This is a genomic window from Kosakonia sp. CFBP8986 (assembly GCF_034044935.1).
In the GTDB taxonomy this organism is placed as follows: Bacteria; Pseudomonadota; Gammaproteobacteria; order Enterobacterales; family Enterobacteriaceae; genus Kosakonia; species Kosakonia cowanii.
On sequence record NZ_JAXCXB010000005.1, the window covers coordinates 502,405 to 517,335 of the forward strand.

General features: G+C 57.1%; 15 protein-coding genes. 9 read left to right on the forward strand and 6 right to left on the reverse strand.

What is annotated here, in order from left to right; translation table 11 throughout:
- Window positions 1-267 precede the first annotated feature (267 nt).
- The 5 genes from yeaG to SOM48_RS14650 all read left to right on the forward strand — a co-directional run bounded on the left by yeaG (window position 268) and on the right by SOM48_RS14650 (window position 7,122).
- Window positions 268-2,202 (forward strand): protein kinase YeaG, encoded by a 1,935-nt coding sequence (gene yeaG / locus SOM48_RS14630; RefSeq protein ID WP_042714617.1) that lies wholly within the window; start codon window positions 268-270, stop codon window positions 2,200-2,202.
- 68 nt (window positions 2,203-2,270) lie between these two features.
- Complete coding sequence (locus SOM48_RS14635; RefSeq protein ID WP_320512213.1) at window positions 2,271-3,548, forward strand: YeaH/YhbH family protein; 1,278 nt, start codon at window positions 2,271-2,273, stop codon at window positions 3,546-3,548.
- A gap of 210 nt (window positions 3,549-3,758) precedes the next feature.
- Window positions 3,759-5,303 (forward strand): methyl-accepting chemotaxis protein, encoded by a 1,545-nt coding sequence (locus SOM48_RS14640; protein WP_320512214.1) that lies wholly within the window; start codon window positions 3,759-3,761, stop codon window positions 5,301-5,303.
- A 246-nt stretch (window positions 5,304-5,549) separates the two neighbouring features.
- Window positions 5,550-6,044: a MarR family winged helix-turn-helix transcriptional regulator gene (locus tag SOM48_RS14645; protein ID WP_054802896.1), complete on the forward strand. Its 495-nt coding sequence runs from the start codon at window positions 5,550-5,552 to the stop codon at window positions 6,042-6,044.
- 340 nt (window positions 6,045-6,384) lie between these two features.
- Window positions 6,385-7,122, forward strand: a complete 738-nt coding sequence (locus tag SOM48_RS14650; protein WP_313163806.1) for an ankyrin repeat domain-containing protein — start codon at window positions 6,385-6,387, stop codon at window positions 7,120-7,122.
- 53 nt (window positions 7,123-7,175) lie between these two features.
- Here the strand turns inward: SOM48_RS14650 and SOM48_RS14655 are convergent, their stop codons facing one another.
- Window positions 7,176-7,502, reverse strand: coding sequence for a four-helix bundle copper-binding protein (locus SOM48_RS14655; RefSeq protein WP_320512215.1), 327 nt, complete (start codon window positions 7,500-7,502; stop codon window positions 7,176-7,178).
- A gap of 227 nt (window positions 7,503-7,729) precedes the next feature.
- On the opposite strand from SOM48_RS14655, the gene SOM48_RS14660 reads away from it, so the two are divergent.
- The 3 genes from SOM48_RS14660 to SOM48_RS14670 all read left to right on the forward strand — a co-directional run bounded on the left by SOM48_RS14660 (window position 7,730) and on the right by SOM48_RS14670 (window position 9,493).
- A complete protein-coding gene (locus SOM48_RS14660) occupies window positions 7,730-8,404 on the forward strand; it encodes a class I SAM-dependent methyltransferase (protein ID WP_054802899.1) in 675 nt (224 codons plus the stop codon).
- Between the two features lie 124 nt (window positions 8,405-8,528).
- Window positions 8,529-9,035 (forward strand): YbaK/prolyl-tRNA synthetase associated domain-containing protein, encoded by a 507-nt coding sequence (locus SOM48_RS14665; protein WP_054802900.1) that lies wholly within the window; start codon window positions 8,529-8,531, stop codon window positions 9,033-9,035.
- Between the two features lie 11 nt (window positions 9,036-9,046).
- Window positions 9,047-9,493 (forward strand): DUF441 domain-containing protein, encoded by a 447-nt coding sequence (locus SOM48_RS14670; protein ID WP_054802901.1) that lies wholly within the window; start codon window positions 9,047-9,049, stop codon window positions 9,491-9,493.
- Here SOM48_RS14670 and SOM48_RS14675 read toward each other — a convergent pair.
- The 5 genes from SOM48_RS14675 to SOM48_RS14695 form a co-directional block, all read right to left on the reverse strand.
- Complete coding sequence (locus SOM48_RS14675) at window positions 9,476-10,168, reverse strand: amino acid ABC transporter permease (protein WP_128483099.1); 693 nt, start codon at window positions 10,166-10,168, stop codon at window positions 9,476-9,478. The two genes, SOM48_RS14670 and SOM48_RS14675, sit on opposite strands and share 18 nt — an antisense overlap.
- Window positions 10,158-10,916, reverse strand: a complete 759-nt coding sequence (locus tag SOM48_RS14680) for an amino acid ABC transporter permease (protein ID WP_320512216.1) — start codon at window positions 10,914-10,916, stop codon at window positions 10,158-10,160. The genes SOM48_RS14675 and SOM48_RS14680 overlap by 11 nt, the downstream gene beginning before the upstream one ends.
- Window positions 10,916-11,737: an amino acid ABC transporter ATP-binding protein gene (locus tag SOM48_RS14685; RefSeq protein WP_023481742.1), complete on the reverse strand. Its 822-nt coding sequence runs from the start codon at window positions 11,735-11,737 to the stop codon at window positions 10,916-10,918. The genes SOM48_RS14680 and SOM48_RS14685 overlap by 1 nt, the downstream gene beginning before the upstream one ends.
- Before the next feature lie 2 nt (window positions 11,738-11,739).
- Entirely contained in the window at window positions 11,740-12,564 is an 825-nt protein-coding gene (locus SOM48_RS14690) for an ABC transporter substrate-binding protein (RefSeq protein ID WP_076769729.1), read from the reverse strand.
- A 203-nt stretch (window positions 12,565-12,767) separates the two neighbouring features.
- Window positions 12,768-13,553: an AraC family transcriptional regulator gene (locus SOM48_RS14695; protein WP_128483101.1), complete on the reverse strand. Its 786-nt coding sequence runs from the start codon at window positions 13,551-13,553 to the stop codon at window positions 12,768-12,770.
- Window positions 13,554-13,652: 99 nt separating this feature from the next.
- Here SOM48_RS14695 and SOM48_RS14700 point away from each other — a divergent pair, with 99 nt between their 5' ends.
- On the forward strand, window positions 13,653-14,837 hold the full coding sequence (locus SOM48_RS14700) for a CynX/NimT family MFS transporter (RefSeq protein ID WP_320512217.1): 1,185 nt from the start codon (window positions 13,653-13,655) through the stop codon (window positions 14,835-14,837).
- Window positions 14,838-14,931 lie beyond the last annotated feature (94 nt).

Consider the following 14,931-nt stretch of genomic DNA (forward strand, 5'->3'; position numbering starts at 1 on the left):
CTGCGGCTTATGACAAAAACAGGATTTTTAGGATGAGTTATTGATATGCCATTGAAATTGGTTTTGGGGCGCATGCAAGATTTGCAAAGCCTTCTACGCTTAAATTAAGAAGATGATTTACCTGATCCGCGCTCAGTTGTTGGCATGCAACCTGGCACAAGGGTTGCTCGGTGACTAAATGCGTCGTTCAGCTAACGCTTCCGGGAGCCTCCATTACTCATACGAACGGCTCTTAACCTGTGCTAAAAAACGAAAGGACGGCATGCCATGAATATATTCGATCACTATCGCCAGCGCTATGAAGCTGCCAAGGACGAAGAGTTCACACTGCAGGAGTTTCTTGCCATCTGTAAGCAAGATCGCAGTGCCTATGCTAACGCGGCAGAACGGCTATTGATGGCCATTGGTGAGCCCGTGATGGTTGACACCGCTCAGGAGCCACGGCTTTCCCGTCTCTTTTCGAACCGGGTTATCGGACGCTACCCGGCGTTTGAAGAGTTCTATGGTATGGAAGAAGCTATCGAGCAGATTGTCTCTTACCTCAAGCACGCCGCGCAGGGGCTTGAAGAGAAGAAACAGATCCTCTATCTGCTCGGCCCGGTCGGCGGCGGTAAATCTTCCCTTGCTGAACGCCTGAAATCCTTAATGCAGCGCGTGCCGATCTACGTGCTGAGCGCCAACGGCGAGCGCAGCCCGGTCAACGACCATCCGCTCTGCCTGTTTAATCCGCAGGAAGACGCCCAGATTCTCGAAAAAGAGTACAGCGTGCCGCGCCGCTATCTCGGCACCATTATGTCGCCGTGGGCGGCAAAACGGCTGCATGAGTTTGGCGGCGATATCAGTAAATTCCGCGTCGTTAAAGTATGGCCGTCGATTCTGGAGCAGATCGCCATCGCCAAAACCGAACCGGGCGATGAGAACAACCAAGATATCTCCGCGCTGGTGGGTAAAGTCGATATCCGCAAACTGGAAAACCACGCGCAAAACGATCCGGACGCCTACGGTTACTCCGGCGCGCTCTGCCGCGCCAACCAGGGGGTGATGGAGTTCGTCGAAATGTTTAAAGCGCCGATCAAGGTGCTGCACCCGCTGCTGACCGCCACTCAAGAGGGGAACTACAACGGCACCGAGGGGATCTCCGCCCTGCCGTTTAACGGCATCATCCTTGCCCACTCCAACGAATCGGAATGGGTGCAGTTCCGTAACAACAAAAACAACGAGGCGTTCCTCGACCGTGTTTACATCGTCAAGGTGCCGTACTGCCTGCGCATCTCGGAAGAGATGAAGATTTACGAAAAACTGCTTAATCACTCTGAGCTTTCTCACGCGCCATGCGCGCCGGGGACGCTGGAAACGCTGGCGCGCTTCTCTATCCTGTCGCGCCTTAAAGAGCCGGAAAACTCCAGCATCTACTCCAAAATGCGCGTTTACGACGGTGAGAGTTTGAAAGATACCGACCCGAAAGCGAAATCCTACCAGGAGTACCGTGATTACGCCGGTGTCGACGAAGGGATGAACGGCCTTTCAACGCGTTTCGCCTTTAAGATCCTCTCGCGAGTATTTAACTTCGACCATGTGGAAGTGGCGGCCAACCCGGTACACCTCTTCTATGTGCTGGAGCAGCAGATTGAGCGCGAGCAGTTCCCGCAGGAGCAGGCCGAGCGCTATCTCGAGTTCCTCAAAGGCTACCTGATCCCGAAATATGCCGAGTTTATCGGCAAAGAGATCCAGACCGCCTACCTCGAATCCTACTCGGAGTATGGGCAGAACATTTTCGACCGTTATGTCACCTACGCCGATTTCTGGATTCAGGATCAGGAGTACCGCGATCCCGATACCGGACAGCTGTTTGACCGTGAGTCTCTCAATGCAGAGCTGGAGAAGATTGAGAAACCGGCCGGGATCAGCAACCCGAAAGATTTCCGTAACGAGATCGTCAACTTCGTGCTGCGCGCCCGCGCCAATAATAGCGGTCGTAACCCGAACTGGACCAGTTACGAAAAACTGCGCACGGTTATCGAGAAGAAAATGTTCTCCAATACCGAAGAGTTGCTGCCGGTCATCTCCTTTAACGCCAAAACCTCGACCGACGAGCAGAAAAAACATGATGACTTTGTCGACCGCATGATGGAGAAAGGCTATACCCGCAAGCAGGTACGCCTGCTGTGCGAATGGTATCTGCGGGTTCGTAAATCCTCATAACAGCACCACCCCGGCCGCGCCCCGTGCGCGGTCTGTTGCAAAGTTGGCATACGCAGCGGGAGGGAACTATGACCTGGTTCATTGACCGGCGTCTGAACGGCAAAAACAAGAGCGCGGTGAACCGCCAGCGCTTCTTGCGCCGTTACAAAGCGCAAATAAAGCAGTCCATTTCCGGGGCGATCAATAAACGATCGGTCACGGATGTCGAGAGCGGCGAGTCTGTCTCAATCCCGACGGAAGATATTAGCGAACCGATGTTCCACCAGGGACGCGGCGGTTTACGCCATCGCGTTCACCCGGGGAACGACCATTTTGTGCCCAACGATCGCATCGAACGTCCGCAGGGCGGCGGTGGCGGAGGAGGCAGCGGCCAGGGCGACGCCAGCCAGGATGGTGAAGGCCAGGATGAGTTTGTTTTCCAGATCTCGAAAGATGAGTACCTCGATCTGCTGTTTGAAGATCTCGCCCTGCCAAACCTGCAAAAAAACCAGCAGCGGCAGATGAACGAGTACAAAACGCACCGCGCCGGGTATACCGCCAACGGTGTACCGGCAAATATCAGCGTCGTGCGATCGCTCCAGAACTCCCTCGCCCGCCGCACGGCGATGACGGCCGGCAAGCGTCGCGAATTGCGCGAGCTGGAGAGCAATCTCGAAATCGTCGCCAAAAGCGAGCCGGCGCAATTGCTGGAGGAGGAGCGTCTGCGCAAAGAGATTGCCGAGCTACGGGCAAAAATCGAGCGCGTGCCCTTTATCGACACCTTCGACTTACGCTACAAGAACTACGAAAAACGCCCGGAACCCTCCAGCCAGGCGGTGATGTTCTGCCTGATGGACGTTTCAGGCTCAATGGATCAGGCCACCAAAGATATGGCCAAACGCTTCTATATCCTGCTCTATCTCTTCCTGAGCCGGACCTATAAAAACGTTGAAGTGGTCTATATCCGCCATCACACGCAGGCGAAAGAGGTGGATGAACATGAGTTCTTCTACTCGCAGGAGACGGGCGGCACCATTGTCTCCAGCGCCCTGAAACTGATGGATGAGGTGGTAAAAGCGCGCTACGACCCTGGGCAGTGGAATATCTACGCCGCACAGGCTTCCGATGGCGATAACTGGGCGGATGACTCACCCCTGTGTCACGAAATTCTGGCGAAGAAGATCCTGCCGGTAGTGCGTTACTACAGCTATATCGAGATCACCCGTCGGGCGCACCAGACGCTGTGGCGAGAGTATGAACATCTGCAAACGATGTTTGATAACTTCGCTATCCAGCATATTCGCGACCAGGATGATATCTACCCGGTATTCCGCGAGCTGTTTCATAAGCAAAACGCTTCAAATTAACCTCTAAATCAGCCAGTTACATGTAAATAACTGGCTGCTTTCCTGCCTGCTTACGCAGTAACTTAGCTTACTTAACCGACCTCAATATCTACAAAACCCACAACTAACTAACGCACGACACAATTGAACACAATTTGATTGATTTCCACTCTAATGGTTTCTCACCCCTTGCCGATAGTGCTCAACACCATAAATATGATGAGAAAACCAATGAAAATTTCTACCCGTCTGAGCGTGGGTTTTGGCCTGCTTATTCTGTTATTTATCATTTGTGCAGCGACCGCGTTGCAGGGCCTTTGGCAAGCACGCGACAGTATGAACGACACCGTTAACTCCAAAATGAAGCGCTATGACCTGGTGCTGGATATGCGGGGCAGCGCGCGCGATATGGCTATCGCTGTGCGTAACCTCGCCCTGCTAACGGACCCGGCTCAGATGCAGCCGGAGTGGAAGCGACTGAACGATCAGCGCGAACTCTTTATCCATAACCGTGAACTGCTGGAGCAGAGCATGGCGTCAAATGTTTCCGACGAGGGTAAAGCGGCGCTCAAGCGAATTGTTGCGGCAGAGCCTGCTGCCCTGTCGACGCTGATGGAGGCGGGAAAACTGGGGCTGTCAAATCGTCAGGAGGAGACCACCACCTACCTGATGAACACCGCCCGCCCGGCGCAAAAAGCGCTGCTCGACGCGCTTAACGAACTGACTGAAGTGCAGATGAAATTAAGCCGCGATACGCTGGCTGAGAACGGTGAAAATATCTCCCGCACGGCGCTGATCCTGATGGGGCTGGCAGTGATGTCGATCTTGCTGGCGGTGGCAACCTGTATGATTACGGTGCGCGTGCTGATGCGCCAGCTCGGCGGCGAACCCGTCCAGGCGCAGACACTTGCGGCGGCGATTGCCGGGGGCGATCTCAGTTCGCCGGTAGCACTGCGTCGTAACGATAGCAGCAGCCTGCTGGCTTCTCTTGCCGGTATGCAGTCCAATCTGCGCAGTCTGGTCTCTGATATCCGCGATGCTTCTGTTTCGGTGGCCTCGGCGGCCGATGAGATCTCGCAGGGCAACACTGAACTCTCATCCCGGACTGAGCAGCAGGCCGCGGCCCTACAGGAGACGGCTGCCAGTATGGAGCAGTTGACCGCCACGGTAAAAAGCAATGCCGACGGCGCGCGCCAGACTGCTGATACCGCCCGCACTACCGCCACCCTTGCCCGCACCGGCGGCGAAGATCTTGGTCGCATGTCGCAGACTATGAACGCCATCTCCCAGAGCGCGGTAAAAGTGCGCGAGATCACTGGCGTCATCGAAGGCATCGCCTTCCAGACCAACATTCTGGCACTGAACGCCGCGGTCGAAGCGGCCCGCGCCGGTGACCAGGGACGCGGGTTTGCCGTGGTGGCAGGCGAAGTGAGAACCCTTGCGCAGCGCAGTGCCAGTGCGGCACTGGATATCAAAACGCTGATCGAACAGGCGGTGGCCCAGGTGGAAGATGGCGTCGCTGAAGCTGCGGACACCGGTGACAACATCCTGAAGGTAGTCGGCATGGTCGGCGATCTGGCGGATGCCATGGATGATATCTCCCTCTCCTCTTCGGAGCAGATGCAGGGTATCAGCCAGGTCAGCCTGGCGGTCAGCCAGATGGACGGCGTGACGCAGAACAACGCCGCGCTGGTGGAGGAGTCATCCAGCGCGTCGCAGTCGCTCTCTGCTCAGGCGCATGCCCTGCGCGGCATGGTCGACACTTTCCGCCTGTAACCTGTCATAGCGCGCCGCCTGAAAAGCGCGTAAAGGCGGCGCGGTTATGCCTGTGATTCATACACCAGCCTTAATTAGGTTGACGTCAACATAATTAGACTCAATACTTCGCTCTGACAACCGACGCGCAGGCCGTTTTTCCTCTTCCCCTGCGCCTCTTTAATCCGACGTGAACGTGCCGGCCTCCCTGAATCGGTTGCCGCTATTCAGAGAGAATTCCATCTTTCCAACAGGCCCATATTGCTTATGTGTATCGACGCAAATAACGACAGCGATGAGAATAATGACCTGCCGGCTCCGGGCAATGCGCCAGTGACCGTGGATCAGTTTCTCTGCTTCGCGCTCTACTCCGCCTCGCTGGCGATGACCCGGCTTTACCAGTCACGGCTGAAACCGCTCGGGCTGACCTACCCGCAGTACCTGGTGCTGCTGGCGCTGTGGGAAAAAGATAACGTGACGGTGTCGGAAGTGGGCGCGCGTGTCCAGCTGGACTCCGGCACGCTGAGCCAGCTGCTGAAAAGGCTGGAGGCCTCCGGTCTGGTCGCCAGAAACCGCGATACGCAAGGTGACGAGCGGCGGGTGCTGATCACCCTGACCGAACAGGGGCAGCAGTTAAAGATCGACGCCGCCGGCGTCCCCGCCGATATGATCTCGGTAATGGATACGCCGTTTGCAGAGTTATCTGAGCTTGCTACACGTGTTAGCGCGCTGCGTGAAAAACTTTTAAAAGCTCTGCCCTGACACATTTTTTGTGCCTCAGGCGAGGCGACCAGTGGCTACGCACCAGAAGATCTCCGGCGCGCAGATCAGCCACCAACTGGATTAGCATCCTGAGGAACAGAGCGTGACATTTTCCCACTCAGACGACAACGACGCCGTCCATGCCGCGATAGGCAACGCCGCACAAGCCTTGCTTAGTGCGGGACGCACCCTGTGCAGAGGGAATCTTATGGCGCACCTTATTAAGTGTGAACAGGAGTCGGTAGGTGCCGCAAAGGCGGTTTATGCACAGGCCATCGCGCTGCTACAGCCCAAAAAGCACTCGTAGAGGACCTGAACCCTGCTCGCAAAGGGAAACGACATGAAAAAGTTTATCTCCACGCTCCTGCTTACTCTGCTGTGTACGCTGCTGCCGGGCTGTAAGAGCCTGAAAAAAATCGAACCCGAAAAGCACTTTTCGGGCGCTCAGTTAGTGCTGGCAAAGGCGATTCAGGCCGGCGATCGCTACACCATCCTGCGTCTGGCAAAAAAGACGGACCTCAGCACACCGGGAAATGAAGACCTGACGATCCTCTTTTTTGCCCTTAATGAGTCTTTTTATAATGGCAACCCGCCTGAGCGATTACAGATCGTCACGGATTTGGTGCGCCTGGGGGCAGATCCTTTGCAGCCGCAGCCGGATAAATCCTGGAGCCCGGCCGAAATGGTGGCGATGGGCGATAAGGATATCTGGCTGAAAGCGATGCTTGACGGCGGTCTCGATGCAAACGCTCGGGATAAGCGTTACGCTGAGCCGCTTATCTTTTCGACCATCAGGGCGAAAAACAACGCCACGCTGGCGCTGTTGCTCGCACGCGGCGCGGATATAAACAGCCGTGACTCGCTGGGTAACACACTGCTGGCCGAGGCCTTTTTTGGTGCCGAGTTCGACAAGATCGCTCTTCTGCTGGATAAGGGGGCAAACCCGGATCTGCGCAATCACCTGGGGGACTCTTTCAGGCAGATGGTCAGTGAACGTCTGGCGGAGATTAAAAAAGAGGGCGAGTTCTACCACAATCTATTCAAGGTGAACGAGAGGCTTAAAAGCCACGGGGCGTAGGGCGTGGCGCGTTGCTGACGCCACCCTCCCGTTCCATTTGCCTGCAAGGCATCTTAAGCGGTCATCTGCATACAGACCTCGGCACAGCGGCGACACTCTGCGGCGCACTGCTGGCAGTGATCGTGCTGGTGCTTCGAGCACTCTTCGGCACAGGCGCGGCAGGCATCCGCACAAATGCGGCACACCTGCTTCGCTTGCTCGCTCTCAAGGCTCAACAACTGCGCAGTAACGCGGCAGAGCGCCGCACACTCCATATCCGTTTTAATGCACGCTCTCATCATCTCAAGATGCGGCTCCTGTAGACAGGAGACCGCACAGCAATCGCAGGCTTCGGCACATTGATAGCAGGCATCAATGCATGACTGATATTCATTAGCCATAGTCACACTCCCGATGTGGACAAGTGAATCTCTAAGTCTAGTTAAGCCACCTGAGATCGCCATTTAGTCGGGAATTGTGGTGCTAATAGCTGAGCGAATTGGCGGTAAAAGCGAGAATTAGCGCCTAAAACCATGGTTATTTAGCCTCTAACTACTGGAAGTTTATGGCAAAGTAACCTCATTAAATTTTGCCAGCCATCTCAGTTAGATGGCGCAGGACTACGTGCATGATCGAACTCAAAGACTTAAAAGTGTTTCTGCAAGATCCGGAAATGACAAAGAAGATCGATAAGGTTTGGGACGATCTGGGTGAGCAATTTGTGCAGGCGCAGGCGATTCTTCCGCCAGAAAAAGCGATGCCGCGACGCGAGCTCTCTTTTCATACTCACGTAAAACTGCTGGGCTATCTCTGCTGGCTGGTGAATAACGCTAATGCCGCGGGTGACATTATTGAGATTGGCGTCTGGAAAGGTAAATCCAGCGCGTTTATGAATGTGATGTGTGAGCGTAAGCGCCGCATTATCAGCATCGATCCCATGGAGTTGCAGAATCAGCATCTGGAGCTGGGCTTCTACCATGAACGTATCTTCCCGGAAATCACACTGGTACGCGGCTATTCAGAGCGCAGCATCGAACGGGTACTGGCGCTGGAGCCGAAAACGATTTTGCTGCATATCGACGGCGGTCACCTGAAAGAGCACGTTCTCGCTGACTTCCTGCTTTATGCTCCGACGGTAGTGAGCGGTGGATTTATTGTGTTCGATGATTATCGCGATCATCAATACTCACCGGAGGTAGGACCGGCGGTCGACCTGCTGCGCGCGGGTGGTTTCTTTAGCGGCTACGATGTCATCGGCAGCGTTCCGGGTTTCGAAAACAGCTATCTCTTGCAAAAGCATTAACCGTACACACAAAGAATTGTTTGTAGTGCTTGTATTTCTTGGCCGCCCCCCGGGGCGGCATTTTTATTTTCAGCCCCCGCAATGTGAGGTAATGTAAACTTCTTTACATTTTCCGGGAGCGACCATGTCTGAGATTGCCAGCCGCGATATCCACGCGCATCTACTCCAACTTCTTACTGAGCAACAGGCACGCTTTCGCGTGGTTGAGCATGATGCCGTCGGCAAATGTGAAGCGGTAAGTGAAATTCGCGGTACCGCCCTCGGCCAGGGTGCTAAAGCGCTGCTGTGTAAAATTAAAGGCAACGGCGTGAAAAAACATGTGCTGGCGATCCTTGGTGCCGACCTGCAGGCCGATCTCAGCCGCTTAGCGCAACACTTTGGCGGCCTGAAAGCGTCACTGGCCAGCCCGGCCGAGGTCGATGCCCTCACCGCCTGCGTTTTTGGTGCCATTCCCCCCTTCTCTTTTCACCCTGATCTTGAACTGGTTGCCGACCCGGTGCTGTTTCAGCGCTTCGATGAGATCGCCTTTAACGCCGGGCTGCTGGAAAAATCAGTGATCATGAATACGCACGACTATTTGCGCATTGCCCAGCCAGCGCTGGTCGATTTTCGCCGTGAAAGCGCAGAGTAAGGACGCTTTGCATGTTTGATACCACGCTGTTTATTCTGCTCGCCCTCGCCGCGCTCGGCTTTGTCAGCCATAACACCACCGTTGCGGTCTCGATTCTGGTGCTGATCATTGTGCGCGTCACGCCGCTCAACACCTTCTTTCCGTGGATCGAAAAGCAGGGGCTGACGGTCGGCATTATCATTCTGACAATTGGCGTGATGGCACCGATTGCCAGCGGATCGCTGCCGCCCTCGACGCTGCTGCACTCCTTTGCCAACTGGAAATCGCTGGTGGCGATTGCCGTGGGGGTGTTTGTTTCATGGCTGGGCGGGCGCGGGGTTACGTTGATGAGTTCGCAGCCCTCGCTGGTCGCGGGGCTGCTGGTGGGAACGGTGTTAGGCGTGGCCCTGTTCCGGGGCGTGCCGGTCGGGCCACTGATTGCCGCAGGCTTGGTATCGCTGCTAATTGGCCGGCAGTGAAAGCCGCCGCTGCCAGCGCTTCACGCCATACTCCAGCGCGCTGCACAGCAGGTAGTAGACCAGCCCGGTGAAGATAAACAGTGCCGCCGGATAGACCTGCACCCGGTTGTTCACCTGCCCGGCGACGGTGGTCAGCTCCGGGACGTTAACAATAAAGGCCAGCGAGGTGTCCTTCAGCAGCGCAATCAGCAAGCCGATAAACGACGGCAGTGCGTTGCGTAACGCCTGCGGCAGCAGCACGCGGTGCAGGATCTGAGCGCTGGAAAAACCGCTGCTCAGCGCCGCTTCATACTGCCCGCGCGGCAGTGCGCCGAGTGCTGCCAGCGTCGAGTACATCACCGACGCCGAGGTAAACCACGCCAGTGCCAGCGTAACGGTGACCGCACCCGGCAGATCCGCCCCGGTTATCCACGGCAGTAAAAACCAGAGCCAGAAGATTACGAAGATTAGCGGGATACCGCGAATCAGCTCCGCCCACAGAAACAGCACCTTGCGCGGCCAGCCGCGAAAACGCCAGGCGCAGCACGCCAGCAGAATGCCGCCGGGAAACGCCAGCGCCGCCGCGCCAATAGTCATCAACAGCGACAGCAGCACGCCGCCCGGCTCACCCTGCGCGGCTCTGCCCCACAGCAAATAGTCGAGGTTGTCGGTAATGACGGTGATATTAGCGATCACGCGGCACCTCCGTGGCGTGGCGCAGTGAGCGCCAGTGGCGCGGCAGGTTAAACAGCACGCTCATCAGCAGACCAAGCAGCAGATAGAGCGCGCTGCCCACAGCAAACGCCTCCAGCGCGTGGGCGTTAAAGCTCTCAATCTGCCGCGTCTGGTAAGTGAGTTCGCCCAGCCCAATCCCCGTCGCCAGCGAGGAGAGTTTCATCAGGTTGAGATACTGCCCCACCACCGGCTGCCAGGCATTCTGTAGCCCCTGCGGCAACAGCACCCAGCGAAAGATTGCAAGCTGGCTGAAGCCCTGCGACTGCGCCGCTTCCACCTGACCGCGCGGCACAGCGAGCAGCCCGGCCTGGATCTCCTCCACCAGAAAGGCGGCGGTAAAGAGCCCTAGCGCCCAGGCAGAGGAGAGGAATTCCGGCGTAAACCACCAGACATCGCCCGGCAGAATGCTAAAGGCGTGTTCGTCGTTTACATACTGGCGAACCGCCAGCGGCAGAACGTTCCATGCGGCGAAATACCAGAACAGTAGTTGCACCAGCAGCGGTGTGTTACGAAACAGCGACACCCATGCCGCCACCGCGCCGCGTCCCACGCGGCCACCTGCCAGGTGCAGCGCCAGCAGCAGCACGGTAAGCAGGGTGGCGAGGATCATGCCCACCAGCGTGACCCACACGGTAGTGAGAAAACCGGAGAGGATCCACGCTGCGGGCTGGCCGCTGAGCACGCCCGCCCAGTCAAGATGCAGTGCCATTACAACTCCTTGTTATCGGCATGCAGCGGGTTAAGCACCTTTTGCAGAAAACGCTGCGCGCGCGGATGCTGCGGCGCGGTAAAGAAGTCGGCGGGCGCGGCCTGCTCAAGAATTTCGCCGCCGTCGATAAAAATCACCCGGTCGGCGATCTCGCGTGCAAACTGCATCTCGTGTGTGACCACAATCAGGGTGATGCCGCTGTGCGCCAGCGATTTCATCACCTGCAACACTTCGCCAATCATCTCCGGATCGAGCGCCGAGGTCGGCTCATCAAACAGAATAATGTGCGGATCGGCAGCCAGGGTGCGCGCAATCGCCACCCGCTGCTGCTGCCCGCCGGAGAGCTGCGCCGGGTAGTGCTGCGCTTTCTCTTGCAAGCCAACGCGCGCCAGCAGCGCAAGTGCGATCTGCTGCGCTTCGGCGGCGCTTTTGCCGTGAATGTGGCGCAGCGCGAGGGTGATATTCTCAAGCGCGGTGAGGTGAGCGTAGAGGTTGAACTGCTGGAAAACAAAGCCAACATGGCGGCGCAACTCACGCAACTTACGGCCAGTGAGCTGGCTGGTGGGCTGACCATCAACAAAAATCTCGCCGCTGGAGAGATTTTCGAGCTGGTTGATCAGGCGGATCAGCGTCGATTTCCCGGAGCCGGAAGGGCCACACACCGCCACCACTTCTCCCGCCGCAACCTGTAAATCAATCGCTTTCAGCACCACGTTGTCGCCAAAGCGTTTGCTCGCCTGGCGAAACACTACCGTGCCTTTTTGCACGGGCAACGCCCCTGCGGCATCTGCCGCAGAGGAAGAGAAGAGACCTGCCAACATCGTTATTTCGCTTCTATGGTAAAGCTACGCGGAGCCGGAGTTTTCGTTTGCGGGCCAAACCAGGTGTCATAAATTTTCGCCGCTTCACCGCTCTTTTCGAGGTTCACCAGCTCTGCGTTAACTTTGTTCAGCAGGGCGCTCTCCCCTTTGCTGACGCCGACGCCAATCTCCTCTTTCGACAGCAGGTCGGGCAGGATCTTAAACTTCGCTTTATCCGGCGCGCCCGCCAGCAGCCCCGCCAGAATGGTGCTGTCCTGGGTGATCGCCTGCACGTTGCCGTTACGCAGTGCGGTCAACGCCAGCGGAATATCGTCATAGGCCAGCACGCGGGATTGCGGGAAGCGCTGATGCAGCGCCTGCTCGCCGGTGGTGCCTTTTACCGCGCCGATGCGCGCTTTGCTGTAGGCATCAAGCTTGTCTGGTGAAGAGGCCGGAACGAGGAACTGTTGGCCGGTGACAAAGTAAGGTGTAGAGAAATCAATCACCTGCGCCCGCTCCGGGGTAATGGTGATATCTGCAACAATCAGGTCGACCTTGCCGGATTGCAGCAGCGGAATACGGTTCGCTGGGTTGGTGGCAACCAGTTGCAGCTTAACGCCGAGGCTTTTCGCCAGCGCTTTTGCAAAATCGACGTCGTAGCCAACAATATCGTGGGTTTTAGGATCGATCGCGCCAAAGGGCGGGTTAGCGTCAAAGGTGGCGACTTTCACGACGCCTGCGGCTTTGATATCTGCCAGCTTGTCTGCCTGCGCAGAGAAGGAGAGCGCCGAAAGTAGCGCCAGCGCGCTGAGCGCAACGATGTTTTTTGTGTGTAATGAGGTTGCCATGCTAATCCTTATGCCCGGTTATTGTGTTATTGCCGCGTTAAAGTCACATAAGGTTTTTCATCACACAAATATCAAAAAGTGCATTGAATATCTGAAAAAGTTATTAAAAACAGTTTCGCGATATTAATGACTTATCCTTTTGCTGCGGGCGTTATAAACGTTTTAATTCCACACAACACAAGTGGACTTGGCAGGAAAAAATATTACTGCTCGCTAAGCGTTGCCAGATAGCGCCCCGGCGTTTGCCCCAATCCCTTTTTAAACATGGTGATAAACGCCGTGGTTGAGTCATACCCCAGCGTCTGGGCAATGTGCTGCACACTGTGCCCTTCAATCAACAGACGCAGGGCGAGGATCAGCTGCAACTGGTGTCGCCAGCGGCGAAAGCTCAGCCCTGTCTCTTTCACCACCAGGCGAGCAAGGTTGCGCTCACTCATAGCGAAGCGCTGCGCCCACTGCGCCAGCGTCTGCCGCTCCGCCGGAGCCTGCTCCATCGTCTCGACCATCTGGCGGATCTTTGCATGCATGGAGACGGGCAACTGGAGTTGCATTTGCGGCTGATGGGGTAACTCATCAAATAGCACCTGGATCAGGCGCTGGGTCTGCGGCTCACGCCGTGCGGCGGTTGAACGGGCAGCAAGTTGCAGGATCAATTCGCGCACCAGCGGCGAGATTTTGAGGGTGCAGCAGTGCTCCGGCATCACCACCGCCCAGCTTTCAATAAACAGAAAGCAGAGCTGCGCATTGGCGGTAGCGTGATTGCTGTGCGGCACAAAACCCGGTAGCCACATGGCATGGTGCGGCGGCACCATCCAGCGGGCATTCTCCACTTCACAGGTGATCGCCCCTTTTAAGGCGAGGATCAACTGCCCTTTGCGGTGATGATGAGCGGGAATGCGCTGTTCATGCGCCGCCATGCGGATGTGAAAGGCGACAGCGGCTTCCTGCTGGCTGTCGGGATCGAAGCCCGCTAAGGCTAAGTCGTGCATAAAGTTGTCCGAATTTAGCGATAAAGTGTCATTTTAGCTTGATTCAAACAGCGGTGAAAAACGCTATCGTAGTGCCCTCTGTTTATAAATGAGAACACCATGACCACTCCCTCCTTAAACGGCAAACAGCGCGTGCTGCTGATTATTGGCATCCTGATGATTGCCACCACGCTTCGCGTTACTTTCACCGGCGCCGCACCGCTGCTGGATGCCATTCGCGCCGACTATGGCTTAACCACGGCGCAAACCGGCATGCTCACCACGCTGCCGCTGCTGGCCTTCGCGCTGATTTCGCCGCTGGCGGCGGGCGTGGCGCGACGGATTGGTATGGAGCGCAGCCTGTTTGCCGCGCTGCTGCTGATCTGCGCTGGCATCGCCCTGCGCTCGCTGCCCTCTTCTCTGCTGCTGTTTATCGGTACGGCGGTGATTGGCTGCGGCATTGCGCTCGGCAATGTGCTGCTGCCCGGCATGCTAAAGCGGGATTTTGCGCAGCATGTCGCCAAACTGACCGGTGCCTATTCGCTCACTATGGGCGCGGCGGCGGCGCTCGGATCCGCGGCGATGGTGCCGATTGCGCAGAGCGGCGCGGGCTGGCACGGCGCGTTATTGACGCTAATGATCTTCCCCCTACTGGCGCTGCTGCTCTGGCTGCCGCGCCTGCGATACGGTGCGCCGGCTGCGCTCAGTGCCAGCGGAGCTCTTCACAGCCGCGGCATCTGGCGCTCGGCACTGGCCTGGCAGGTGACACTCTACCTCGGGATCAACTCGCTGATTTACTACATTGTGATTGGCTGGCTGCCGTCGATTCTGATAAGCCAGGGCTTCAGCGAGGCACAGGCCGGCTCGCTGCACGGCGTGCTGCAACTGGCTACGGCCGCGCCCGGTTTACTGGTGCCGCTGGTGCTGCACCGGTTGCGGGATCAGCGGGCTATCGCGGCGCTGGTTGCGCTGCTGTGCGCTGCGGGCGCGCTGGGGCTGTGGCTGCAACCGGAGCACGCGGCGCTCTGGACGGTGGTGTACGGATTTGGTTCGGGGGCGACGATGATCCTCGGCCTCACCTTTATTGGCCTGCGGGCAAGCTCGGCGTATCAGGCCGCTGCGCTGTCGGGGATGGCGCAGTCGGTAGGTTATCTGCTCGCCGCCTGCGGGCCGCCGCTGATGGGGAAAGTGCATGATGCCAGCGGCGACTGGCATTTACCGCTGATCGCCTGTGCGCTCTTGTCGGTAGTAATGGCGCTGTGCGGCGCGTTTGCCGGACGGAACCGGGAGATCGTTTCCGGGTAGAGGATGGATGGTGGGTAAAAGCGGGATTGCGGGTAAATGCCGGATGGCGCGTAAACGCTTATCCGGCCTACAACAACCCGGTACCGCTTTTGTA